General features: G+C 67.7%; 19 protein-coding genes. 7 read left to right on the forward strand and 12 right to left on the reverse strand.

Annotated elements, in window-relative coordinates; genetic code table 11:
- Nucleotides 1-9: 9 nt before the first annotated feature.
- The 8 genes from AC3WLC_RS02115 to AC3WLC_RS02150 form a co-directional block, all read right to left on the reverse strand.
- Entirely contained in the window at nucleotides 10-1,065 is a 1,056-nt protein-coding gene (locus AC3WLC_RS02115) for a sugar phosphate isomerase/epimerase family protein (protein WP_493682282.1), read from the reverse strand.
- A gap of 207 nt (nucleotides 1,066-1,272) precedes the next feature.
- Nucleotides 1,273-2,283, reverse strand: coding sequence for an ABC transporter substrate-binding protein (locus AC3WLC_RS02120; RefSeq protein ID WP_493683119.1), 1,011 nt, complete (start codon nucleotides 2,281-2,283; stop codon nucleotides 1,273-1,275).
- Nucleotides 2,284-2,354: 71 nt separating this feature from the next.
- Nucleotides 2,355-3,512 (reverse strand): NAD(P)/FAD-dependent oxidoreductase, encoded by a 1,158-nt coding sequence (locus AC3WLC_RS02125; RefSeq protein WP_493682283.1) that lies wholly within the window; start codon nucleotides 3,510-3,512, stop codon nucleotides 2,355-2,357.
- Nucleotides 3,509-4,909 (reverse strand): FAD/NAD(P)-dependent oxidoreductase, encoded by a 1,401-nt coding sequence (locus tag AC3WLC_RS02130; RefSeq protein WP_493682284.1) that lies wholly within the window; start codon nucleotides 4,907-4,909, stop codon nucleotides 3,509-3,511. Before AC3WLC_RS02130 ends, AC3WLC_RS02125 begins: the two co-directional genes overlap by 4 nt.
- Nucleotides 4,906-5,196 carry a (2Fe-2S)-binding protein gene (locus AC3WLC_RS02135; protein ID WP_493682285.1) on the reverse strand — a complete coding sequence of 97 codons (291 nt, stop codon included), beginning with the start codon at nucleotides 5,194-5,196 and terminating at the stop codon, nucleotides 4,906-4,908. Before AC3WLC_RS02135 ends, AC3WLC_RS02130 begins: the two co-directional genes overlap by 4 nt.
- Before the next feature lies 1 nt (nucleotide 5,197).
- Nucleotides 5,198-5,992, reverse strand: coding sequence for an ABC transporter permease (locus tag AC3WLC_RS02140; RefSeq protein WP_493682286.1), 795 nt, complete (start codon nucleotides 5,990-5,992; stop codon nucleotides 5,198-5,200).
- A 5-nt stretch (nucleotides 5,993-5,997) separates the two neighbouring features.
- Complete coding sequence (locus AC3WLC_RS02145; protein ID WP_493682287.1) at nucleotides 5,998-6,855, reverse strand: ABC transporter permease; 858 nt, start codon at nucleotides 6,853-6,855, stop codon at nucleotides 5,998-6,000.
- Nucleotides 6,852-7,907 (reverse strand): ABC transporter ATP-binding protein, encoded by a 1,056-nt coding sequence (locus tag AC3WLC_RS02150; protein ID WP_493682288.1) that lies wholly within the window; start codon nucleotides 7,905-7,907, stop codon nucleotides 6,852-6,854. Before AC3WLC_RS02150 ends, AC3WLC_RS02145 begins: the two co-directional genes overlap by 4 nt.
- Before the next feature lie 179 nt (nucleotides 7,908-8,086).
- Here AC3WLC_RS02150 and AC3WLC_RS02155 point away from each other — a divergent pair, with 179 nt between their 5' ends.
- Both AC3WLC_RS02155 and pgi read left to right on the forward strand, forming a co-directional pair.
- Complete coding sequence (locus tag AC3WLC_RS02155; RefSeq protein WP_493682289.1) at nucleotides 8,087-8,896, forward strand: IclR family transcriptional regulator; 810 nt, start codon at nucleotides 8,087-8,089, stop codon at nucleotides 8,894-8,896.
- Between the two features lie 185 nt (nucleotides 8,897-9,081).
- Complete coding sequence (gene pgi / locus AC3WLC_RS02160; RefSeq protein ID WP_493682290.1) at nucleotides 9,082-10,704, forward strand: glucose-6-phosphate isomerase; 1,623 nt, start codon at nucleotides 9,082-9,084, stop codon at nucleotides 10,702-10,704.
- On the opposite strand, the gene AC3WLC_RS02165 is transcribed toward pgi, so the two are convergent.
- From AC3WLC_RS02165 to AC3WLC_RS02180, 4 genes are all read right to left on the reverse strand, one after another.
- The gene (locus AC3WLC_RS02165; RefSeq protein WP_493682291.1) at nucleotides 10,701-11,969 is read right to left on the reverse strand and encodes an NAD(P)/FAD-dependent oxidoreductase; all 1,269 of its coding nucleotides are present in this window, start codon (nucleotides 11,967-11,969) and stop codon (nucleotides 10,701-10,703) included. The genes pgi and AC3WLC_RS02165 overlap by 4 nt on opposite strands.
- 64 nt (nucleotides 11,970-12,033) lie before the next feature.
- Nucleotides 12,034-12,414 carry a methylglyoxal synthase gene (locus AC3WLC_RS02170; protein ID WP_493682292.1) on the reverse strand — a complete coding sequence of 127 codons (381 nt, stop codon included), beginning with the start codon at nucleotides 12,412-12,414 and terminating at the stop codon, nucleotides 12,034-12,036.
- Nucleotides 12,415-12,434: 20 nt separating this feature from the next.
- Complete coding sequence (locus AC3WLC_RS02175; protein WP_493682293.1) at nucleotides 12,435-12,815, reverse strand: cupin domain-containing protein; 381 nt, start codon at nucleotides 12,813-12,815, stop codon at nucleotides 12,435-12,437.
- Nucleotides 12,812-13,849, reverse strand: coding sequence for a LacI family DNA-binding transcriptional regulator (locus AC3WLC_RS02180; RefSeq protein WP_493682294.1), 1,038 nt, complete (start codon nucleotides 13,847-13,849; stop codon nucleotides 12,812-12,814). The genes AC3WLC_RS02175 and AC3WLC_RS02180 overlap by 4 nt, the downstream gene beginning before the upstream one ends.
- 145 nt (nucleotides 13,850-13,994) lie before the next feature.
- Between AC3WLC_RS02180 and AC3WLC_RS02185 the strand changes: the two genes are divergently transcribed.
- From AC3WLC_RS02185 to AC3WLC_RS02205, 5 genes are read left to right on the forward strand one after another with little or no spacing between them, the layout of a single operon-like run.
- Nucleotides 13,995-15,272: an ABC transporter substrate-binding protein gene (locus AC3WLC_RS02185; protein WP_493682295.1), complete on the forward strand. Its 1,278-nt coding sequence runs from the start codon at nucleotides 13,995-13,997 to the stop codon at nucleotides 15,270-15,272.
- A gap of 6 nt (nucleotides 15,273-15,278) precedes the next feature.
- Nucleotides 15,279-16,307: a carbohydrate ABC transporter permease gene (locus AC3WLC_RS02190; RefSeq protein ID WP_493682296.1), complete on the forward strand. Its 1,029-nt coding sequence runs from the start codon at nucleotides 15,279-15,281 to the stop codon at nucleotides 16,305-16,307.
- Nucleotides 16,304-17,356: a carbohydrate ABC transporter permease gene (locus AC3WLC_RS02195; protein ID WP_493682297.1), complete on the forward strand. Its 1,053-nt coding sequence runs from the start codon at nucleotides 16,304-16,306 to the stop codon at nucleotides 17,354-17,356. Before AC3WLC_RS02190 ends, AC3WLC_RS02195 begins: the two co-directional genes overlap by 4 nt.
- Nucleotides 17,356-18,423, forward strand: coding sequence for an ABC transporter ATP-binding protein (locus AC3WLC_RS02200; protein WP_493682298.1), 1,068 nt, complete (start codon nucleotides 17,356-17,358; stop codon nucleotides 18,421-18,423). The genes AC3WLC_RS02195 and AC3WLC_RS02200 overlap by 1 nt, the downstream gene beginning before the upstream one ends.
- Nucleotides 18,424-18,443: 20 nt before the next feature.
- Nucleotides 18,444-20,720 (forward strand): glycoside hydrolase family 31 protein, encoded by a 2,277-nt coding sequence (locus AC3WLC_RS02205; RefSeq protein ID WP_493682299.1) that lies wholly within the window; start codon nucleotides 18,444-18,446, stop codon nucleotides 20,718-20,720.
- Nucleotides 20,721-20,754: the final 34 nt, after the last annotated feature.

Raw genomic sequence — 20,754 nt, forward strand, 5'->3', positions numbered from 1 at the left:
GCGTCTCCTTCAGCCGAGCCCGAGCATGCGCCGGTTGGCTGCCTCGTCGGTGCCCCCCGCGGCGAAGTCGTCGAAGGCTTTCTCGGTGACGCGGATGATGTGGGCGGCGATGAATTCCGCCCCCTCGCGCGCGCCGTCCTCGGGGTGCTTCAGGGCGCATTCCCATTCGAGCACCGCCCAGGAATCGTAGTCGTACTGCGCCAGCTTCGAGAAGATGCCGCCGAAATCGACCTGGCCGTCGCCGAGCGAGCGGAAGCGACCGGCGCGGTCAATCCAGGGTTCGTAACCGCCATAGACGCCGACGCGCCCATTCGGGTTGAACTCGGCATCCTTCACATGGAAGGCCTTGATGCGCTCATGGTAGAGGTCGATGAAGGCGAGATAGTCGAGCTGCTGCAGCAGGAAATGGCTGGGGTCGTAGTTGATGCAGGCGCGGGCATGGCCGCCGACCGCGTCGACGAAGCGCTCGAAGGTCGCCCCGTCATGGACGTCCTCGCCGGGATGGATCTCGTAGCAGAGGTCCACGCCGGCCTCGTCATAAGCGTCGAGGATCGGGCGCCAGCGCTTGCCGAGTTCCGCGAAGGCGGTCTCGACCAGCCCGGCCGGGCGCTGTGGCCAAGGATAGACGAAGGGCCAGGCGAGCGCGCCGGTGAAGCTGACATTGGCCGTGAGATCGAGCCGGCGCGAGGCTTTCGCCCCGAGCTTCATCTGCGCGACCGCCCATTCCTGCCGCGCCTTCGGATTGCCACGCACGGCGGGGACGGCGAAGCCGTCGAAGGCCTCGTCGAAGGCCGGATGGACGGCGACGAGCTGGCCCTGGAGATGGGTCGAGAGTTCGGTGATCGAGAGACCGTATTGGTCGAGCGTGCCCTTGACCTCGTCGCAATAGGCGTCGGATTCGGCGGCCCTGGCGAGGTCGAACAAGCGGGCATCCCAGCTCGGGATCTGCACGCCCTTATAGCCGAGCGAGGCGGCCCAGCGGCCGATCGCGTCGAGCGAGTTGAACGGCGCTTCGTCGCCGGCGAACTGGGCGAGAAAGAGCCCCGGACCCTTCATCGTCTTCATCGCGACCCTCCCGATAGCGCGGCTCCTTGCCGGAGCTCACAATCGATCGCCGAACTGGCGATGTAATCGATTGCAGGAATGTAGCGGGGCGGGGCTTTCTGTCAAACCGGTTCCGATTGGTGCAGATCTGATCCGGCTATACGGCAAGGCATTGTGAGAAAACACCGCCGCACTTCTGCACGGCGGTGTCGATGGTTCGGACGAAGCTCAGCGCTCGATCATCTTGTTCCAGCGGCTGTTCCACTCCGGCCGCTTGGCGTTGATCTGGTCCCAGTCGAGGGTGACCGCTGTCTTCATGTTGGCGTGGAAGGCTTCGAGCTTCTTTTCGGCCTCGGGCGTCGTGGCCTTGGCCTTGGTGTTCGAGGGCACGATGTTGCCGGCGGCGAGCGCCTTGGACTGGGCCTCCGGCGAGAGCAGATAGGCAGCGAGCTTCTGCGCCAGCTCCGGCTCGGAATTGTTGGCGATGACGCATTGGGCGACCATCAGCACGACCGAGCCTTCCTTGGGCTGGGCATATTCGACGCCGATGCCCTTCTCCTTCAGCGTCGCGATGCCGGTCGGCGTCAGCGGGAAGATCGCGGCCTCGCCGGTCTGGGCCATCTCGGCGATCTTGGCCGAGCTCGGGATGAATTCGAGCACGTTCTTGCCGATCGTGTCGCGGAATTTGGTGAAGCCCGGCTCGACATTGGCCTCGGTGCCGCCCTGGATGCGGTTGAACATCAGGAAGGCATGGAGGCCGAAGGAGGAGGCGGAGGCCGACTGGAACACGACCTTGCCCTTGTACTTGGGGTCGGCGAGGTCCATCCACGAGGTTGGCGCCGGCCAGCCCTTCTCGTCGAACAGCTTCTTGTTGTAGCCGAGCCCGGTCATGCCGAGGTCGATGCCAACCGCCATGTCATCCTTCATGCGCGAGCCGGGCGTGAGATCGGCGAGCTCGGGACCGGGCTTCAGCTTCTCGCAGAGGCCGGCGCCGATGGCGCGGACCATGACGCCGTCATCGAGGAACATGACGTGCATCTGCGGCTTGTCCTTGGCCGCGGTCGCCTTGGCGAGGATGTCCGAGGAGGTGCCGGGCACGACCACGACCTTGACGTCGTTGGCCTTCTCGAAATCCGGGAAGACGGCTTGCGTGAAGGCGCGCTCGAAATTGCCGCCGTTCATGCCGACATAGAGCGTCTTCGACTGGGCGAAGGCGCTGCCGGAAGCGGCGAGCGCCATAGCGGCGACGCCGGCTGCCAAGATGGTGCGATAGCTGGTCATGGTCTCAACTCCCCTGCGTTGTGTGGCTCTTAATTTTGCCCCGCACCCGAGCCAGCGTCGGTGCGGGCGGAAGTCTCGCTGAAGCGGCCGATCGAGAACGCTTCGATCGGAGTCTCGGTTGCGCCGTCCCGGACGAGTTCGGCGAGGACCTCGCCGACGCCGGGCGCGATCTGGAAGCCGGCGCCGGTGAAGCCGAAGGCATGGATCAGGCCGGGCGTCGTCTGGCTCAAGCCGATCACCGGGTTCCTGTCCGGCATCGCCCCTTCCGTGCCGCTCCAGAAGCGGATCGCCTGGGCGTGGCGCAGGCCCGGGAACAGCGCAGCGGCGTTGTTCATGATCGCGGTCGCGCCGTCGCCGCGCGGCCGCGAGAAGTCGATGTCCGCCAATGGCAGAGCGCGCTCGCCGCCGACCACGACATTGCCGCGCTCGACCTGGCGGGCATAGATGCCGCCGCCCTCCATGCCGATATTGACCGACATCACCGGCTCCATCGGCTCGGTGACGACCATGGACGGGTAGATGCGCGAGAGCGGCACCGGCTCGCCGAAACTCTCAGCGAAAGGGCCGGCCCAGGCGCCGGCGCTGTTGATGACGAAGCGGGCGCGCAGCGTGAGATTGCCGACGGCTTCCAGCGCGAAGCCCTCGCCGTCACGGGCCACGCCTTCGACCGCCGTGTTCTCCAGCACCTCGACGCCGGCCCGGCGCGCTGCGGCAGCAAAGCCCGTCGCGACCAGGCGCGGATTGGCGTGGCCGTCGCCGGCACAAAGGGAGGCGCCGACGACGCCGTCGCCGATCCAGCCGAAGCGCTCGCGCAGGCCGTTGTGGCCGATCAATTCGAGGTCGAGCCCCTGCTCGGCGACGGCCTCGGCATAGGTTTCGAGCGAGGCCAGGTCGGCTTCGTTGCGGGCGAGCTTGAGATGGCCGGAGCGCAGGAACTCGCCGTCGATCCCGATCAGTGCCTTCAATCGCGGCCAGACCGCATGGGCGCGCTGCGACAGCGGCAATTGCTCGATCGGCCGGCCCTGGCGGCGCACGCCGCCATAGTTCACGCCCGAGGCCTGCGCGCCGCAAAAGCCCTTGTCGAGCAAGGCGACGGAAAAGCCCATGCCGCGCAACGCCAGCGCGGCCGAGGAGCCGACGAGGCCGCCGCCGATGATCGCGACGTCGACGGAAAGGCGCCGGCTCATTCCGCCGCCTCCTGCTGCGCCGCGAGCGCGAGCGTCAGCGGCACCGGCTTGACCGGGGCCTGGCCGCGCAGGCGGCCGACGGCGTCGATGCGGTGATTGGTCTCATGCGCCAGCAATTCGGCGGCCGCGGCGCCGCAGATGCGGCCCTGGCAGCGGCCCATGCCGACGCGGCTCACCGCCTTCAGCCGGTTGAGCTCATGCACGCCGAAATGGCTGACCGCCGCGCGGACCTCGCCGACCGTGATCTCCTCGCAGCGGCAGAGGGTGGTGGTGTCGGCGATGTCCTTCACCCAATGCGCCGGGAAGGGGAAGGCGGCTTCCAGCACGTCGCGGAAGCGGCCGATGCGGGCGAGCTCGGCTTCCAAAGCAGCGGCGCGGGCAGCGTCGTGCGGCAAGCCGCGATCCTGCAGCAAAGCGAGCGCGGCACGCTCGCCTGAGCGCTCGGCCGCGTCCGCTCCGGCGATGCCGGCACCGTCGCCGGCAAGGTAGACGCCGGGCAGGCTGGTGCGGCCGGCGGCATCGCGCTCGGGCAGGGCGGCGCGGTCGCGCTGGTTGAAGGTAAAGCGGCAGCCGGCGAGGTCGGCGAGTTGCGTCTCCGAGCGCAGGGCGAGGCCGTAGCCGATGCCGTCGCAGGCGAGGCGATGCTCCAGCCCGTCCTGGCGCCAGGCGATCGCCTCGACCGCGTTCTTGCCCTCGATGCGGACATCGGCGACGCCGTAATGCAGCGCGACGCCGCCGAGCTTCAATTCGGCGGTCATGCGCATGCCGCGCAGCACGATTCCCGGGAAGAGCGGCAGGCCGCGCAGCAGGTTGAACTTGGCGGAGAAGGGCGCGGTGTCGAGCACGGCCGCGACCCTGGCGCCGGCTTTCATGTACTGCCAGGCGACGAGATAGAGCAGCGGCCCGGAGCCGAGGAAGACGATGCGCAAGCCGATGGCGCAGCCCTGGCTCTTCAGCGCGATCTGGGCGCCACCCAGGGTGAAGACGCCGGGCAAGGTCCAGCCCGGGATCGGCAGGATCCGATCGGTCGCGCCGGTCGCAAGCAGGAGCCCGTCATAGGCGACCTGCCGGCTGGTGCCCTCGACCATGATGTCGGCGCGGCCGTCACGCAGGTTCCAGAGCAGTGCCTGCGGCCAGTAGTCGAGCTTGCCGTCGAGCACGGCGAAGTGGCGATGCAAAGCCTCGGCCTTCTGCGCTTCCGAGCCGTAGAGATCGTGGGTGGAACGCCCGTCCGGGACGAGGCGCTGGCGGTAGATCTGGCCGCCGCAGGCCGGCGCCTCGTCGACCACGAGCGGGCGCAGGCCGGCCGCGACCAGCGCCTGCGCGGCACGGATGCCGGCCGGGCCGGCACCGACGATCAGTGGCTGCGGGCGCTCGCTGGTTGAATGCCCGTTCATGCCGCCCTCGCACGGCGGGTCAGGATGCGCATGCCGGCGGTCAACGCCGTCGAGCAGGCGCGCAGCCGTTCGCCGCTTTCGAGCACGACCCAGCAATCCTGGCAGGCGCCCATCTGGCAGAAGCCGGCGCGCGGCGAGGCCGAGAACTCGCTGAGGCGCAAACGCTCGGCCTGGGTCAGGATCGCGGTCAGCACGGTGTCGCCGGTACGGCCCTCGCAAGGCTCGCCGTCGAGGGTGAAGGGGATGGCCGGATGGTCGGCCCGGACGAGGCGATGCAGGAGCGGCATGTCACTTCTGCCCGACCAGGATCTTGTCGAGGCCGAAGGCACGGTCGAGCACCAGCATGGCGCCGGCGGTGAGCGCGATCATCAGCGCCGAGACCGCGGCCATCATCGGATCGATGGATTCGGTCGCGTACATGTACATCCGCACCGGCAGGGTCACCGTCTGCGGCGAGGTCACGAAGATCGACATGGTCAATTCGTCGAAGCTGTTGATGAAGGCGAGCAGCCAGCCGCCGGTGATGCCGGGCAGGATCATCGGTGCGGTGACGCGCTGGAACACCGTCCAGTGCGAGGCCCCTAACGTCATCGCCGCCTGCTCGGCCGAGCGGTCGAGCCCGGTGAAGGAGGCCATCACGAGGCGCAGCACATAGGGCGTGATGATCACGACATGGCTAGCCACCAGCCAGCCGAAGCTGCCGGTGCCGCCGATCAGGGCGAAGAGGCGCAGGAAGGCGACGCCGAGCACGAGATGCGGGATGATCAGCGGCGAGAGGAAAAGCGCGTTCAGCGCATTGCGGCCGGGGAAGTCGTAGCGGTCGATGGCGAGCGCCGCCGGCACCGAGATCGCGACCGAGAGCGTCGCAGCCAGCGTCGCCAGCCAGAGACTGTTGACGAAGGAGGCGACGAAGTCGGGATGCTCGAAGATCGCGCGGAACCAGCGCAGCGAGAGGCTGGTGGTCGGGATCGAGAGCGTGTTCTCCGGGGTGAAGGCGACGAGGCAGATCACCAAGAGCGGCGCCAGCACGAAGCTGACGACCAGCGTGTGGAAGAGGAGCGCGACAGGGCCGTTCTTCTGCATGACGCTTACCCCAGGGCCTTGCGGGCGCGCGTCTCGACGGCGCGGTTATAGGCCAGCATGATCACGAGATTGGCGGCGAGGACGATGATCGCGATGGCCGCGCCGAGCGGCCAGTTCAGCTCGTGCATGTATTCGTCGTAGACCAGCGTCGCCGCCATCTTGAGCCGGCGCCCGCCGAGCAGGCCGGGAATGGCGAAGGCCGAGGCCGAGAGGCCGAAGACGATCAGGCTGCCGGAGAGCATGCCGAGCGAGACCTGCGGCAGCACGACCCGGCGCAAGGCGGTGAAGCGTGAGGCGCCGAGGCTCCAGGCGGCGGCCTCGACCATCGGATCGAGCTTCTGCAGCGCGGTCCAGACCGGGATCACCATGAAGGGCAGCATGACGTGGACGAGCGCGATCACGATCGCGGTCTCGGTATAGAGCAGGCGGACGCTGTCGAAGCCGAGCAGTTGCAATGCCTGGTTCACGAGGCCGGTCGAGCCGAGCAGCATGCTCCAGCCGAAGGCGCGGACGACGACCGAAACGAGCAGCGGCCCGATGATCACCAGCAGGAAGACCGAGCGCCAGGGATCGCGCATCCGCGACAGGATATAGGCCTCGGGCGCGCCGATGATGACGCAGATCAGCGTGGTCAGCGCCGCGAGCCTGAGCGTACGCCAGAAAATGCCGAGGTAATAATCGTCCGAGAGCACCTGTGCGTAATGGGCGAGGGTGAATTCGTTCTTGATGCCGGTCGAATGATCATAGACGTGGAAGGAGAGGATCACCGTCAGCACGAGCGGCAGGATGATCAGCCCGATGAAGAGCAGCGCGCCCGGTCCGGCGAGCCAGAACGGTGTCGCCGCGGAGCGTCCGACGCTCATGCCGCCGCTCCCTGCGCCAGCGGTTCGATGCGCAGGCTGGCTGGAGCCCAGTCGAGCGACACCTTTGCGCCCTCGCGGGCCGGCTCCTCGCCGTCGTTCGGGGCCGAGACCAGGATGGCTCCCGCCGCGGTCTCGATCGTGAACAGCCAGGAGCCACCGAGGAAGAAGCGATTGGCGACGGTGCCGTCGATGCGCCCCTGGCCCGCCGCCTTAAGCGCGAGCTTCTCGGGGCGGATCGAGAGTGCGATCGCCTGCCCTTCGGCGAGCCCGCTGGCCTCCGCCGGCAAAGCGATGCCGGCGATCTCCGCCGCGCCCTTGCGCCAGGTGCCCTCCAGCCGGTTCATCTTGCCGACGAAGGAGGAGATGAAGGGCGTCGCCGGGTTTTCGTAGAGCCGGTAGGGCGCGTCGACCTGCGTCATCCGGCCCTGCTCCATCACGACGACGCGGTCGCTGATCGAGAGCGCCTCGGCCTGGTCGTGCGTCACCATGATCGTGGTGGTGCCGACGCGCTGCTGGATGCGGCGCAGTTCGAACTGCATCTCCTCGCGCAGCTTCGCGTCGAGATTGGAAAGGGGTTCGTCGAGCAGCAGCACCGGCGGCTGGATGACGAGGGCCCGCGCAATGGCGACGCGCTGGCGCTGGCCGCCGGAGAGCTGGCGCGGGTAGCGCTCGGCGAAGCCGCCGAGATGGACGAGGCCGAGCATGGCCGCGACGCGCTCGTCGCGCTCGGCCTTGGCGACCTTGCGCATCTCCAGGCCGAAGGCGACGTTCTGCGCCACCGTCATGTGCGGGAAGAGCGCATAGCTCTGGAAGACGATGCCGAGGCCGCGCTTGTTGGGCGTCTCGCGGGTGATGTCGCGGCCATCCAGCGTGATCGTGCCGGTGGTCGGCTCGACCAGGCCGGCGATCATCTGCAGCGTCGTGGTCTTGCCGCAGCCTGAGGGGCCGAGCAACGAGACGAACTCGCCTTTGGCGATGCTGAGGTCGATGTCGCGAGCCGCGGCGAAATCGCCGTAGACCTTGCTCAGCTTCTCCAGCGTCAGGAAGCCCATGACCTCTCCCGCTTGGCTCGCCCCGCCCACTCATCGGGATCTTTTGCCCTCGTGCGTTCCAGAAGCCGGAGTGGTGGAATTTCGTCAACGGATAATTCCATATGAGAGAATTTTTATCTCATAAATTCCTTCATATGAAATTTATTGCGACGCTACCCAGAACGGATTAGCGTGAGCGGATGACCGATTCTGCCGAGTCTCTCTCCAGCCTGCGCCGCGCGCTCGGCCTGCTGCGCCTGGTCGGGGCGGCCGATGCCGGCGGCATCCGCCTGAAGGACCTCGCCGAGCAGGCCGGCTGCAGCCAGCCGACCGCGCATCGCGCCTTGCAGGACCTCGCCGCCGAGGGCTTCGTCGAGCAGGTCGGCAAGCGCTACCGGCTGGCGCTCGACTTCTTCGTGCTGGCGGCGCGCGCCGGCCATGCCGACGGCCTGCGCGATCTCGCCAAGCCGGTGCTGCTGCGCCTCTCGGCGACGCTGACCGACACGATCTTCCTGCTGGTGCGCAACGGCTATGAAGCGGTCTGCCTCGACCGGATCGAAGGCCCGTTCCCGATCCGCTCCTTCACCGGCGACATCGGCGGCAAGGTGCCGCTCGGGCTGGGGCAGGGGAGCCTGGCCATCCTCGCCCATCTGCCCGAGGCCGAGCGCGAGGCGGTGATCCGCTTCAACGTGCCGCGCCTGCTCGACCGTGGCTTCCTCGACGAGGCGGCGCTGCGGGTCGAATTGGAGAAGGCGCGGGCACAAGGCTGGGTCAATCTCAACACCGGGCTGATCCCGGGCATGGCGGGCCTCGGCGTGCCGGTCTTCGACGCGCAGGGGCGCGCCGTCGCGGCGCTCAGCGTCGGCACGCTGGCGGATCGCCTGCGGCCGGAGCGGTTGCCGGGGGTCGTCGCCATCCTCAAGGCCGAGGCCGCGACCTTGGGCGCGATGCTCAACCCGTTCGACACGGCCTTGCGCCATCCTTCGCGCAGCCTGAGCGCGGTGGCATGACGTCATCTGCGTCGTAGTCGATCTCCCGAAAGCGGTAGAGCTGGGGCGGAACTCGCCCGTTCGGGCTGACGATCCTCCCTCTGCATATCCGTCCTGCCCGGCTGCCGCCGTGACCTTGCCGCTATCGATATGCTACCTCGGCTTGTCGCTGCGGCGGCCGATCGCAATCGCCACGGAGAATGATCGTGCTGGAGAAGGCCTGGGCGGATCTTTCCGCGCATCGCACCCGAACCGTCTCGCAGCATCTGCGCGAGCTCTTCGCCGCTGATGCGCAACGCTTTTCCAGCTTCTCGGCCCGGCTCGACGATCTGCTGCTCGACTATTCCAAGACGGCGGTGAACGCCGAAACCATCGAGCTGCTGCTGGCGCTCGCCGGGGCGGCGGATGTCGAGGCCAAGCGTGACGCGATGTTCGCCGGTGAGCCGATCAACACGACGGAGGGGCGCGCCGTGCTGCATACGGCGCTGCGCAACCAGTCCGGCCGGCCGGTCAAGGTCGACGGCGTCGATGTCATGCCCGAGGTCAACGCCGTCCTCGAGCGGATGTCCGCCTTCGCTGAAGGTATTCGCAGCGGCAAGATTGCGGCTGCCAATGGGGAACGCTTCACCGATGTCGTCAATATCGGCATCGGCGGCTCCGATCTGGGGCCGGTGATGGCGACGCTGGCACTGGCGCCCTATCATGACGGACCGCGCCTGCATTACGTCTCCAATGTCGATGGCGCCCATATCGCCGACACGCTGGCAAAGCTCGATCCGGCGCGGACGCTGGTGATCGTGGCGTCGAAGACCTTCACCACGATCGAGACCATGACCAATGCCGCCACCGCACGGCGCTGGATCGCCGGGGCGCTCGGCGAAGACGCGGTCGCCAAGCATTTCGCGGCGGTCTCGACTGCGCTCGACAAGGTCGCGGCCTTCGGCATCCAGCCGGACCGGATCTTCGGCTTCTGGGACTGGGTCGGCGGGCGCTATTCGGTCTGGTCGGCGATCGGCCTGCCGGTGATGATCGCGATCGGTCCCGAGAATTTCCGCGCCTTCCTCGCCGGCGCGCATGCGATGGACGAGCATTTCCGTACCGCGCCGTTGGCTCAGAATCTGCCGGTGCTGTTCGCCCTGATCGGGCTCTGGCATCGCGAGACCTGCGGCTATCCGGCCCGCGCGGTCCTGCCCTATGACCAGCGCCTTGCACGGCTGCCGGCCTATCTGCAGCAGCTCGACATGGAGTCGAACGGCAAGCGCGTGCACAAGGCGGGCGGGGCGGTGACGCGGCCGACCGGGCCGTTGGTCTGGGGCGAGCCCGGCACCAATGGTCAGCACGCCTTCTTCCAGCTGCTGCACCAGGGCACCGATATCATCCCCTGCGAGTTCCTGATTGCGGCCGAGGGGCACGAGCCGGAGCTTGCCCATCAGCACCGCCTGCTGCTCGCCAACTGCCTCGCCCAGAGCGAGGCGATGATGAAGGGCCGCACGCTGGAGGAGGCGAGAGCACAGCTGGCGAAGCAGGGGCTGTCGCCGGAGGCGGTCGAGCACCTCGCGCCGCACAAGGTTTTCCCGGGCAACCGGCCGAGCGTGACCATCGCCTATCGCAAGCTCGACCCGTTCACGCTCGGGCGGCTGATCGCGCTCTATGAGCACCGCGTCTTCGTCGAGGCGGCGGTGTTCGACATCAACGCCTTCGATCAATGGGGCGTCGAACTCGGCAAGGAGCTGGCGACGGCGCTGCTGCCGGTGATCGAGGGCAAGGCGCCGGCCGAGGCGCATGATGCCTCGACGGCGGGGCTGGCGCGTTATTTGACCGGGCGCTAGGCGCTGTCGCGCTTCACGTCGCGCTGGGTGATCAGCCTGGCGCTGCGCTGGTCGCGGGCGTGGATCCAGAGCCAGCTCAGCGCAACGCTGAGCCGGTTGCGCACGCCGATCAGGAAATAGATGTGCGCCAGGCCCCAGAGCCACCAGGCGAGCCAGCCCTTCAGCTTCACCCGGCCGAAATCGATGATGGCGACGCGCTTGCCGACGGTGGCGAGGCTGCCGGCATGGCTGTAGGCGAAGGGGCGCGGCGCCTTGTCGCCGGCGAGCCGGCGCTTGATCGTCGCAGCGACATGGCGGCCCTGCTGCTTGGCGGCGGGGGCGATGCCGGGCACGGGCTTGCCGTCCTGGTCCCTGACCATGGCGGTGTCGCCGATCACGAAGACCTCCGGGTGGCCGGGCACGCTGAGATCGGGCTCGACCTCGACGCGGCCGGCGCGGTCCATGGGGGCAGCGAGCCAGGCACCGGCCGGCGAGGCACGCACGCCCGCGGCCCAGATCACCGTCGCCGCGGGCAAGGGCTTCTCGCCGATGACGACGCCATCCGGCGTGCAGGCGGTGACGGGCGCGCCGGTGCGGACCTCGACGCCGATGCGCTGCAATTCGTGATGGGCATAGGCTGCGAGGTCAGCGTCGAAGCTGGGCAGGATGCGCGGGCCGGCCTCGACCAGCACGACCCGGGTCGTGCGGGTGTCGACCCGGCGGAATTCCTTCGGCAGGGTGGCGTGCGCCAGCTCCGCAATGGTACCGGCGAGCTCGACGCCGGTCGGGCCGGCTCCGATGACCACGAAGGTCAGCAGCGCCGCGCGGCGTTCCGGATCGGCCTCCGCCTCGGCGCGTTCGAAGGCGGTGAGGATGCGGCGGCGGATCGTGGTCGCGTCCTCCAGCGTCTTCAGGCCGGGTGCGTAGGGCTCCCAGTCGTCATGGCCGAAATAGGCATGGGTCGCGCCGGTGGCGATGACGAGCGTATCGTAATGCAGGACCTCGCCGGTCGAGAGCGCGACCTCGCGAAGGCTCGTGTCGATGCCGGTGACCTCGGCCAGCAGCGTGGTGACGTCGCCGCGGCGGCGGAACAGGTGCCGGATTGGCCAGGCGATCTCGGAGGTGGCAAGCGAGGCGGTGGCGACCTGGTAGAGCAGCGGCTGGAACAGGTGGTGATTGCGCCGGTCGACGATGGTGATACGGACATCGGCGCCGGCCAGGCGATGCACGGTCTCCAATCCGGCGAAGCCGCCGCCGATCACCACGACATGATGCGCTCCGCTCATCGGCCATCCCTCGTTCCGGCAGGACGAGGCATTTGTAGCATGGCTTTCGGGAAGAGGGTTCCTATCAACCCTTCAGCAGGCCCGATTGCGCCAGCGCAGTCGCCGTGCGCGGGCTGAAGGCTGCGGGGATGTCGTAGACCAGGACCAGCCGCAGCAGCGCCTTGACGTCGACATCGTGCGGCTGCGCCTGCAGCGGGTCGGGGAAGAAGAACAGTGCGTCGAGCTCGCCCTGCGCGATCATCGCGCCGATCTGCTGGTCGCCGCCGAGCGGGCCGCTCTTGACCAGCCGGATCTCCAGATCGGGCATGGATTCCTTCAGCACCGAGCCGGTGGTGGCGGTGGCGACGATGCGGTGACGCATGATCAGCTCGGCATGGTCACTCGCCCATTGCGCCAGCTCAGGCTTCTTGCGGTCATGGGCGATCATCCCGATCGTCAGCGGCATCTTGGTTTTCCTTTATCGCCTCACGGTATCCAGCGCCGCGACTGCTCGGCGCGGTCGTCATAGCTCGCCTCGAAGATCGGCGAAGCGAGGGTGGCGCGGACCTTGAGGATGCCGCTGCCGATATTGCGGAAGCCGTGCCTCGCGCCGGCGGGGATCACGATCGACTGGTTGGCGCGCAGGGTCAGGCTTTCGCCGCGCAGCGTGATCTCGGCTTCGCCTTCCATCACTTCCAGCACCTCCTCGACGGCGTGGAGGTGGATCGGCGCGCCGAGGCCGGGGTCGCAGAACTGCTCGAAGATGCAGAGCTGGCTGGAGCGCACCAGCGCGGAGACGCGCATCAGCGTCATAACGCCCTCGCGCCATTGCTCCAGCGGCTGGGTCTCGTGATCGAGCAGGCTCATGCCGTCGCCTTCTGTTCGAGCCCGACCATCGGCGGCTCATGCGGGATGCGGACCTCTGACGTCGGTTCACCGCTCCAGAGCGATTGCAGCTGGGCGACGACATGCCCGCCGAAGCTCTCATAGGGGATGCGGATTGAGGTCAGCCAGGGCGCGATCCAGTGGTTGAGCGCATTGCCGTCGACCCCGACCAGCGTGCAACGCTGCGGGATCGGCACATTGCTTTCGACCGCCAGCCGATAGGCGCCATAGGCGATCAGATCGCTGACGCAGAGCGCGCCTTGCGGCCAGCCGCCCTGCTGAACCAGCGCCTTGGCGGCAGCATAGCCGATCTCGATATGCGAGAGGCCTGGGCCGCTGGCGCGGCGGATCGCGTCTTCCGGAACACCGCGCTCGACGAGGCGGTCGATGAAGCCGGCGGCGCGCTCCTGCGTGCTCGAGACGTTCTGGGCCGCCATCAGCACCGCCGGGCGCTCGATGCCGCGCGCCAGCATGAAGTCGGCTGCGTCGGCTCCGGCGGCCCGGTTGTCGATCCCGACATAGGCGCCGCCGCCGAGCGGGTTGTGGCGGGCGACGAAGACCATCGGATCGCCGCGCTGCAGAGTCTCCTCAAGCCCACGGCTGCGCACGGCGCTGACCATGACATAGCCGGCTACGAACTGCTCGCGCATCGCCTGGAGATAGTCGTCCTGCAACTCGGCGCGGTCATGCGTGTCGCAGAGGATCATGACATAGCCGGCCGCCCGCAGCGCCGCCTCGGTCGAGACCGCGATCGCCGCCATGGCCGGGTTGTCGAGATTGGGCGAGAGCATCGCCACGACCCGGCTGGCGCGCTGGCGCAGTGCCCGGCCGACCGGGTTCGGCCGGTAGCCCAGCCGCGCGATCGCCTCTTCGACGCGCGCCACGGTTTCGGGGGATGCGCGCCCGCTCTCGCCGTTGACGATGCGCGACACTGTCGAGATCGAGACGCCGGTATCCTCCGCGACCGTGGTGAGCGATACCGAACCCTGATGTGCCCTGGCGGCCCTGGTCTTCATCGCGTTTCCATCCCCGCTGCTCGCCCAGCGAGTCGGCTCAAAGAGATGCCGGCTCACTTCGGGATTGACAAGCTAGGCAAACGTTTGCCTTAATGAATGTCAAGACGCTCCCTGAGGCGTCGTTTCAAGCGGGGATGGAACGCTCATGCACAGCAAGCATTGGATTTCGGCGCTCGCCTTGACGGCCGGCCTCGTCATGGGCGGTATCGCGCAGGCCCAGACCACGGTCCGCATCGCCTGGTATTCCGACGGCAATGAGGGCGAGGTCATCACCGACCTGCTCAAGCGCTTCGAGGCTGAGAACAAGGACATCAAGGTCGTGCTCGACCAGGTGCCCTACAAGGCCATCACCGAGAACCTCCCCGTCCAGCTCGCCTCCGGCCAGGGCCCGGACATCGCCCGCGTCGTCGATCTCGGCGGCATCGCCCGCTACGCTCTCGACCTGCGCCCGCATCTCAAGGATGCGGCCTATTGGGAGAAGAATTTCGGGCCGTTCCTGCCCTGGATGCGTCCGGAGGGTGACAGCAAGGCCATCACCGGCTTCATGACGCAGCTCACCGTCTCCGGCCCCTTCGTCAACAAGACGCTGTTCGAGCAGGCGGGCATCGCCATGCCCGGCGCCAAGGCGACCTGGGAGGAGTGGGGCAAGGCGGTCAAGGATGTCGCCGCCAAGGTGCAGGCGCCGTTCCCGCTGGCGATGGACCGCTCCGGCCACCGCTTCTTCTCGGTCGCGATCTCCGAGGGCGCCAAGGTGTTCGACGCCAAGGGCGAGCCGGCTGTCATCGACGACGGCTTCAAGCGTGGCGCCAAACTGGTCTATGACTGGCACAACAACGGCGTGATGAAGAAGGAGCTCTGGGGCTCGGTCTCCGGCACGGCCTATCGCGGCGCCAATGACGAGTTCAAGAACGCCCAGGTGGTGATGTACCAGTCGGGCTCCTGGCAGATCGCCCAGTTCGACAAGACGGTCGGCGACGCCTTCGACTGGGTCGCGGTTCCCGCTCCCTGCGGCGCCGCCGCCTGCTCGGGCATGCCGGGCGGGGCCGGCCTCGTCGCGATCAAGACGACGAAGAGCCCGGAAGCCGTCGCCAAGGTGATGGACTATCTCGCCAGCGAGCCGGTGCTGAGCGAGTTCTATGCCCGCTCGCTGTTCGTGCCCGGCCATCTCGGCATCGCCGCCAAGGGCCTTGACTACAAGGGCGCCAGCGCCCCGGCCAAGGCCGCGCTCAAGGTCTTCTCCGACCAGGTCGCGCAGCTCTCGCCGGTCGCCTATCAGCTGCAGGGCTATGTCAACAATCGCGTCATCTTCAACGCGGTCATCAGCCGGCTCGGCCAGGCGATCTCGGGCGAAGGCAGCCTCGACGAGGCCTTCAAGCGGATCGAATCCGACATCGCCCAGCAGATCGCCGAGCGCAAGAAGTAAGCCGTCATGGCCTCCGACGCTCCCGTCTCCACGGCAAGCCCGGATCGCGCCGGCGCAGCGGGCCTCTTCGCTGCGCCGCTCGCGATGCTGATGCGCCTGATCGACTGGCCGATGCAGGCTCTGCAGCGGCTGATCGGCGAGCGCCGGATGGCCTATGTCTTCCTTCTGCCCAATCTCGCTTTCTTCTCGCTCTTCGTCTTCCTGCCGCTCGTCATCAACTTCATCTTCTCGGTGACGGGCGGGGCGGGGCTGTTCCCCTCGGAGCGGCCTTTCGTCGGGGCGCAGCAATACGCCTATCTCTTCGATTGCGGCTCCTTCCTCGACCCGTCCTCCTGCCGCGAGGACCATTTCTGGCGCGGCGTTTCCAACACCGCCCGCTTCACCGTCTTCCAGGTCACGGCGATGGTGCTGTTCTCGCTGCTGACGGCGGTGGTGCTGAACATGAAGATCCGGGCGCGCGGCTTCTTCCGCGCCGTCTACTTCTTCCCGGTGCTGCTCTCGCCGGTGGTGGTGGCGCTGACCTGGAAGTGGATCCTGCAGCGCGACGGCCTGCTCAACGCGGCGATCACCTCGCTCGGCGGCGAGCGCATCCTGTTCCTGGTCGATCCGAGCTGGGCGATGTTCTGGATCGTCTTCGTCTCGATCTGGGCCCATATGGGCTTCTACACGCTGATCCTGCTCGCTGGCCTGCAGGCGATCCCGGCCGATCTCTATGAAGCGGCCGAGATGGATGCGACGTCGCGCTGGCGCGTGTTCTGGCGCATCACCTTGCCATTGCTTTGGCCGAACATGATCGTCGTCATCGTGCTGGCGTTGATCCGCGGCGTGCAGACCTTCGACGAGGTCTTCGTGCTGACCGGCGGCGGACCGGGCACTGCGACGCTGATGGTAGTGCACTACATCTACGAGACCGCCTTCGCCAATCAGGTCCAGAATTTCGGCCTGGCGGCGGCCGCTTCCGTCGTGCTCGGTGTCGTGCTGTTCGCGCTGACCCTGGCCCAGCTCGCGGCGAGCCGCCGCAAGGGGGCGGCATGAACAGGCTCGCCCGCATGGCGACGGCCCGCCGCAATCCCGGCCGCTGGCACTGGACCGACATCGCGGCTTACGCCTATCTCGCGCTCGGCGTCGTGCTGATGTTCGGCCCGGTGCTCTGGCTCGGCCTGTCCTCCTTCAAGACCCAGGCCGGCCTGCTCGAATTCCCGCCGACGCTGCTGCCAATGTCCCAGAAGGAAGTCAGGGTCGAGGGCCAGTCGCAGCCGCTGCCGCTGTTCGAAGTGACGATGGAGGACGGCAGCAAGCGGGTGCTGGCGCAGGTTCGCCGCATCGGCATCCAGGCGCAGATGGTCGACCCGGCCAATCCCGGCCAGAGCATCCGTGTGCCGATCGACAAGCGCGTTCCCGTGCGCGAGTTCAAGCTCGCGACCGAGAACTACACCGAGCCGCTGGAGCGCTTCGCCTTCATGCGCTTCCTGTGGAACTCGGTGTTCGTCACCGCGGTGGCGACGCTGATCACGCTGGTGATCAACTCGATGGCGGCCTATGCGCTCTCGATCTACGAATTCCGCGGCAAGACGGCGGTGATGCTGATGGTGATCGGCACGCTGATGATCCCGATCACGATCATCCTCGTCCCGGTCTATCTCGTCATCACCAAGCTCGGTTTGGTCAATTCGCTCTGGGCGGTGATCCTGCCCGGTGCGGCGACGCCGACCGGCGTCTTCCTGCTGCGCCAGTACATGCTGACCCTGCCGCGCGACCTGATCGAGGCGGCGCGCATGGACAAGGCCTCGGAGTGGCAGATCTACTGGCGCATCGTCATGCCGCTGGCCATGCCGGCGCTCGCCGTGCTCGCGATCTTCTCGATCATGTGGCGCTGGAACGAGTTCCTCTGGCCGCTCGCGGTGCTGACCAAGACCGAGGCCTATACGCTGCAGATCGGTCTCAACGCCTTCCAGGGCGAGCTGCAGACGCAGTGGCACTACCTGCTCGCGATGACGGTGGTGACCTTGCTTCCGGTCGCGCTGGTCTTCGTCTTCCTGCAGCGCTTCATCACCACCGGCATCGCCAATACGGGAATGAAATAATGGCGGGACTGAGCCTCTCCGGCGTCCGCAAGAGCTATGGCGCGACCACGGTGCTGCACGGCATCGACCTCGATGTCGCCGATGGCGAGTTCGTCGTCTTCGTCGGCCCGTCCGGCTGCGGGAAGTCGACGCTGCTGCGCTCGATCGCCGGGCTGGAGAGCATCACCGGCGGCACGATCGCGATCGACGGCGCCGACGTCACCGGCCTGCCGGCGTCGGAGCGCGGCCTTGCCATGGTGTTCCAGTCCTATGCGCTCTACCCGCATATGACCGTCTACGCGAACATGGCCTTCGCGCTGGAGAATATGGGCTTCAAGCGCGACGAGATCGACAAGCGCGTCAAGCGCGCCGCCGGCACGCTGCGCCTGACCGATTATCTCGAACGCAAGCCCAAGGCGCTTTCCGGCGGCCAGCGCCAGCGCGTCGCCATCGGCCGCGCTATCGTGCGCGATCCCAAGATCTTCCTGTTCGACGAGCCGCTCTCGAATCTCGACGCCGAACTGCGCGTCGCGACCCGCAAGGAGCTCGCGGCGCTGCATGCCGAGATCGGCGGCACGATGATCTACGTCACCCACGACCAGGTCGAGGCGATGACGCTGGCGCACCGCATCGTCGTGCTCCATGGCGGGCGGATCGAGCAGGTCGGCACGCCGCTGGAGCTCTACAACCGGCCGGACAACCTGTTCGTCGCCGGCTTCATCGGCTCTCCGCGCATGAACCTGCTGCCGGGCAAGGTGGCGCGGACCGGCACGGTCGCGCTCGGCGAGGCCGGGCACGAGGTCGCCTGCCAGACCGGGAACCTCGCTACCGGCGCATCGGTCACGCTCGGTATCCGGCCCGAGCACCTCTCGCTGGCTGCGCCGGGTGGCGGCGTGCCGCTTGCGATCGAGCTGGTCGAGCGCCTCGGCGGCGAGAGCTATCTCTACGGTGCTTCGCCCGGCCTGCCGCAAGTCACGCTCCGCCTCGACGGCCAGAGCGAGCACCAGCGCGGCTCCAGCGTCGCGCTCGCCTTCCCGCAGCAGCATCTGCACCTGTTCGACGAGAACGGCCGGGCCGTCCGGTCCTGACGACTGACTAGAGAGATCCCATGAAAGCCCTGACGCAAGGCCGCTATCTCGGCCGCGACGGCGAAGCCGCCTTGTTCGATGTCGGCCTCGGCGCGACGATCGCCGTGCGCATCCTCGAAGGCGATATCGGCCGTGTCACGCTGAAGCCGGCGGACGGCTACCGGCTCGACCGCGGCTGGTCGATCGCTCCGGGTGGGCTCGAGCCGCCCTATGAAGGGCGCCCGCGCGACGATCTTTCCGGCTTCGCCTGCCCGCAGGCGAGCGTCAGCGAAGGCGAGGGCAAGGTCACGCTGTCGGCCGGTGGCCTCTCCGCCGAGGTGACGCTCTCGCCCTTCGGCATCGCCTGGCGGCGCGAGGGCGAGGCGGAAGCTTTCCTGCAGGACCGCACGACGCAGGCTTATCTGATCTCGCCGCGCACCGGTGCGCTCGCCCATTTCATGGCGCGCGACTATGCCGAGCGGCATTACGGGCTCGGCGACAAGGCCGGCCCGCTCGACCGGACCGGGCGGCGCTTCGCCATCGACGCGGTCGATCCCTGCGGCTTCGACGCCGAATTGTCCGACCCGCTCTACAAGATGCTGCCCTTCTTCATCGTCGACGGGAAGGCGGGCGCCCATGGCGTGTTCTACGACAACCTCTCGACCGGCAGCGTCGACCTCGGCTGCACGCTCGACAACTATCACGGCCTGTTCCGCTCCTGGAAAGGCGATGACGGCGATCTCGACTATTACGTCATGGCTGGCCCGACCGTGCCGGACGTGGTCCGCCGCTTCTCCTGGCTGACCGGCGGCCAGGCCTTCGCGCCGCGCTGGTCCTTCGGCTTCGGCGTCACCTCGATGGCGATCGCCGATGCGCCCGATGCCGATGCCCGCATCAGCGACTTCGTCGCCAAGTGCCGCAAGCACGCCATCCCCTGCGACAGCTTCCATTTCGGCTCGGGCTATACCCAGATCGGCCAGCGCCGCTACGCCTTCAACTGGAACCGCGACAAGTTCCCGGAGCCGCTGGCGACGATGAAGCGGCTGAACAAGGCCGGCATGCACACCGTTGCCAACCTCAAGCCCTGCCTGCTCGACGACCATCCCCGCCTCAAGGAGGCGCTGGATCAGGGCTTCCTGGTCAAGGATTCCAGGACTGGCGAGCCGGCGGTGGCACAGTTCTGGGACGGGCTGGGTTTCCATATCGACTTCACCAACCCGAAGGGCCGAGCCTGGTGGCGGGCCGGCATCGAGACGGCGCTGCTCGACCATGGCTTCACCACGGTCTGGAACGACAACAACGAATACGAGATCTGGGACGAGGACGCCGTCTGCGACGGCGACGGCCGGCCCTTCCGGCAAGCGCTGGCGCGTCCGGCCCAGCCGCTGCTGATGACCAAGCTGTCCCATGAGGCTCAGAGCGCGCGCGAGCCGGGCAAGCGGCAATATGCGATCACGCGCGGCGGCTGCGCCGGCATCTCGCGCTATGCCCAGACCTGGTCGGGCGACAACGAGACCGCCTGGAAGACGCTGCGCTACAACCTGACCCAGGGGCTCAATATGAGCCTGTCGGGCATGTTCTCGATCGGCCATGATGTCGGCGGCTTCCATGGGCCGACGCCTGGCCCGGAGCTGTTCGTCCGCTTCAACGAGTTCTGTGCGCTCTGGCCGCGCATGGTGATGAACTCCTGGAACGATGACGGCGTCGTCAACCTGCCCTGGATGTATCCGGAAATGGTGCCGCAGGTGCGCGAGGCGATCTCGCTGCGCTACCGGCTGATGCCCTATCTCTATACCCAGATGTGGCGGGCGAGCCGCGACGGCATCCCGGCCGTGCGCCCACTGCTCTACGATTTCCCACAGGACGCCGCCGCCGTCGCGGTCGACGACGTCTTCATGCTCGGGCCGGACGTGCTGGTCGCGCCGGTGCTGGAGGAGGGAGCGCGCGAGCGCAGTGCCTACCTGCCGCAGCACGGGGGCGGCTGGTATGACTGGCATGACGGCAAGCACTATCCTGGCGGCGTCACCGTGACGGTTCCGGCGCCGCTTGGCCGGCTGCCGCTGTTCGTGCGGGCCGGGGCGCTGATCCCGCTCGGCGATGCCAAGGGCATCAGCACCGAGCGCGAGGTACTGGTCTGCGGCGTGGTCGAGGGCGCGTCCGGCGAACTCTACGAGGACGATGGCGAGACCGCCGACTGGCGCGGCGCCGGCTCGACCGTGCTGCGCTTCGAGGTCCGTAATGGCGAGGTCGCGATCGAGCAGCAGGGCGAGGCCAAGCCGCGCTTCAACAAGATCGCGATCCGTCAGATCGGGCAGTAGATCGGGAAAGCCGAATGAGCCTGCGGCTTGGGTC

This window comes from Allobosea sp. GW821-FHT03A12, from assembly GCF_058986765.1.